We start from the raw sequence: 3,468 nt of genomic DNA on the forward strand, positions 1-3,468 counted from the left end.
AGTCCGGCTAGGCATCGGTTATGTGCCTGCGGAGCGAAGTGCCGAGGGCATCGTCGACCGGTTGAGCGTTCGCAAGAACATGACGCTGGCACATCTGGACGGGCTACGTCGTGGCCCGGTGATCGATCTCAGACGTGAGCGCGAACTCGTCATGCGCTGGATTGAGCGACTGCACATCAAGCTGCGCGCCGCGGACGCCCCGGCGTACCATCTCAGCGGTGGCAATCAGCAGAAGCTGGTGCTTGCGAAATGGCTGATCGCGCGCACGCCAAAAATTCTGATACTCGACCACCCCTTGCGAGGGATTGATGCTGGCACCAGGGTTGAAATCACCTCCCTGATTCACGACCTTGCACAACGTGGCGTCAGTATCGTGCTGATCGCCGATACCCTCGATGAGCTTATTGCGCTGAGTGACCGCATCATCGTCATGAGAGAGGGCGCGGTTTGCGGCAGTTTTCCCGCCTTATCCTCAGGAAAGCCGTCAGTGCGTCAGATTCTCGAAGTCATGGTCTGAAGGTAGACGAACAGGGGCATGTATGGCCTGCGCAGACGATCGCTCCAGACAGCGGCGAAAACCGTACAGGCTCAAATGGTCGTTCGTGCCGCTTGTGTCATTGCTGGCCCTCCTGGGTACCGTGGGGGCTATCCAGCCGACGTTTCTGCGCCCCGACAATCTCAGCGTGCTGGCCGATGAATCGAGCGTGATCCTGCTCCTCGCGACGGGCCAGACGGCAGTCATTCTGGTCGGCGGTATCGATCTTTCCATGGCCGCGCTCGCGGCGCTCGCCTCGGTATTGTTCGCACTCGCGCTACCCTCGATGCAGTTCGCCGGCGTGGTTGGTGTACTGGCGTGTACCACGCTCCTCGGCGCTTTCCAGGGCTATATTCATGCCCGCGCCCAGATCCCCTCGGTCGTCGTCACGCTCGCCGGGCAGGGCGTCTGGTCAAGCATAGCCTTGGCGATCTCGCACACGACTGTTCCTGTCAGCGCAGGTTATTCCGCGGTTGCCTGGCTTAATGGGAGCAGCTTTGGGGTGCCGCACTCATTTGCCTTTGCGGCGGCGGCGCTGGCGATCGTCGCCGCGTCGCTGCACTGGTTGCCACTTGGCCGCTATATCTACTCGATCGGCCTGAACCCCAGGGCGGCACTTTTTTCAGGCGTACGTGTCGGGAGGGTAAAGATAGTTGCGTTTGCGCTCGCAGGGCTCTTCTCGGGCCTGGCTGGCATGGCGTTGGTTGCGCGTACCTACAGTGGCAACCCCACGATTGCAGACAGTTTGCTTCTGCCGGGCATTGCTGCTGTCCTGATTGGAGGCACGGAAATGACAGGCGGAGTGGGCGGGATGGGTTCCACGTTGATCGGCGCGCTGGCTATTAGCCTGCTCCGGGTCGGCATCGCAGCGACAGGTTTGGATCCGGCCTACGAGCCGATCGCCTATGGCGTTCTGATACTGGCGGCGGCGGGACTCACCACGGGTCGTTCCCGCATCCACTCGCAGTGACACGCCTGACGGCGCACCGGCTGTCGCGCGGCGGGCACTCTAACGACAAGGTTGCCCGCCCATGGAATTCGTGCGCGTTTCCCGACGGCACGTTTTTGACCCACATCGACAGTTTTACCTCTCCCAGAATTCCCTTCCGCCCTGCGCGATCGAGAAGTCTGGCGAGTGCCGCACGCGCGCAGTTGCCTGAGAGCCATCGACCGATTTGTGCCGCGCCTGGTCGCCGGCATATACATGACAGAGGAACGATCTGTCCTCGGTATGCTTCGGATAATTGTTTGTCAAGCCGTCTATTGCAACCAAAATAATAAGGATAACGAATAAATAGGCGAGCATGAAAATGAGAAAATACAGCATGTGATACTCCGAAGATGCCCCGGGTTTATTGCATCGCCGCTCGCCTGACGCTGTACGATGGCGGCTGTGTGACTACTACGTGTAGCGTTACCGCGCGCAACTGGTTGCCTGCTGCTCGTCCCGGACATCAAGCAGTTCCGAAGCGAGAATCATTGCGTCACGATTCAGTGGCACTGTTTGTCCGCGGGTGGCCGGCTTGTAGATGGCGTCGCCCTTGCGGATGTGGAGGCCGGAGAGCGCGCATCGGCCGGAGGTGCGGGCAAGTCCGGGCGACCACATCTGTTCTTCGTAGTTGCAAAGCGTCGGGTCGCGCCAGGAGAGCGCCACGAGCGAGTTGGATAGCCGTTCCAGGACTGTCACTGTAAAGGTGCAAATATCCGCGTTCCCCGACTGTCGATGGTGCGCTGCCTTACAGGAGCCCCGAGCGAAAGGGTCGGGAGCAACCCAATGCGGGTCCGGCGGGGACGAAAAGCTGAAGAGTGCCGCAAGCGTCGCTGACCAGGGGTCGCGGCGCACCGGCGACAGCACAGCGGCGGAAAGGAAGGCGGCGTCATATTCTGGCGCGGGCTTCGTTGACACACCTTGTGATCGGGCATTCGCAATCATCGTCCTCTCCTGCACAAAAAAGAATCAAAGTGGCTATCGGACCTCGGGGCGTGGTCTATGCGCGGAAGCTCTACGTGTCACTGGAGGCACACTGTCGCCAGATCCACGGTTCGCCGATACGCGTTTTTTCCGAGCCACGAGACGAATGTGTATTCCATATAAGTGTGCTGCCGGAAAATATACAGTTATGCAGAGCATTTGGCACAACATCGCGGTCTTGCAGTTCAAAGGGAAGGGTAGTGAGCTGTTACGGAGGGGCCGCACTGCCATCACGCGCTAATCGCGGTGAATGTAGGGTAGGCTGAGAGGCAGGGAGAATCCACTGTACGGTGGGATGTCGCGATCCTAGATAGGGATTACCGGCTTATACGGTCGTATGCCCATTGCACGGCGTAAAGCTCTTCAAGAATGACGCTTTCCTGTTCTTTCAGAACACAGGCAGGAACCGGTTCCGGCAACGCCATTGAGGGCACGAACTATCCCGGAAAACGCACCACGACATTGCCGCCTTGAATGCTTGCTTCAGCTTCGCCTGCCGTTCGGTTGCGCGCGGAAGAATCAATAGCCGCCGTTCGGCCGCTGGGCCGCTGCATGCTCGAGAGCGATCACCATGAGCGATTTGATCTGGTTTTCACGCACCATCTCCGCGGCAGCCGGTCGAGCGGCTCGCCGCCGGAGTCCTCGAGTACCAGCAGGATCCTGCCCCCCTCGCGCAGGCGCAGGAGTTCGAGCGGCCGCACTGCCCATGTGTTGTCCAGTTCTGCCTGCATGCTGTATTCGTGTGCGAAGCGCTCGAGGCTGGCGGGCGTTGGGTGCTCGGCGGCGGGGCGTAACGCCAGCACCGCGGTTTGCGTGCCGTCAACCAGAAAAAAGTACGCGGGGCAACTCATACTTTGGTAGGGCGTGGGGTGCGAAGCATTGCCTTCGGTCTGACGCTTAATTGCACGCCGGTGCAAGCGCGACGCCCGGGAAATTGGCGGCTGTGCGCAAGGCCGTTCGG

At 60.2% G+C, this 3,468-nt stretch carries 5 protein-coding genes; 2 read left to right on the forward strand and 3 right to left on the reverse strand.

The features are described from left to right. Together VMJ11_RS21045 and VMJ11_RS21050 are read left to right on the forward strand one after the other, a co-directional pair. Positions 1–517 (forward strand): ATP-binding cassette domain-containing protein (locus VMJ11_RS21045; RefSeq protein ID WP_325621388.1); only part of this gene is annotated, 517 nt, incomplete at its 5' end. Positions 518–539: 22 nt separating this feature from the next. Beyond that, positions 540–1,505 (forward strand): ABC transporter permease, encoded by a 966-nt coding sequence (locus VMJ11_RS21050; RefSeq protein WP_325621390.1) that lies wholly within the window; start codon positions 540–542, stop codon positions 1,503–1,505. Positions 1,506–1,619: 114 nt separating this feature from the next. On the opposite strand, the gene VMJ11_RS21055 is transcribed toward VMJ11_RS21050, so the two are convergent. From VMJ11_RS21055 to VMJ11_RS21065, 3 genes are all read right to left on the reverse strand, one after another. Further along, positions 1,620–1,862: a hypothetical protein gene (locus VMJ11_RS21055; protein WP_325621392.1), complete on the reverse strand. Its 243-nt coding sequence runs from the start codon at positions 1,860–1,862 to the stop codon at positions 1,620–1,622. Positions 1,863–1,949: 87 nt separating this feature from the next. Beyond that, positions 1,950–2,468, reverse strand: a complete 519-nt coding sequence (locus VMJ11_RS21060) for a DUF3331 domain-containing protein (RefSeq protein ID WP_325621394.1) — start codon at positions 2,466–2,468, stop codon at positions 1,950–1,952. Between the two features lie 605 nt (positions 2,469–3,073). Then, positions 3,074–3,468: hypothetical protein (locus tag VMJ11_RS21065; RefSeq protein WP_325621396.1), on the reverse strand; the 395-nt coding region annotated here is incomplete at its 5' end.

This window comes from Paraburkholderia sp., assembly GCF_035501035.1.
GTDB lineage: Bacteria > Pseudomonadota > Gammaproteobacteria > Burkholderiales > Burkholderiaceae > Paraburkholderia.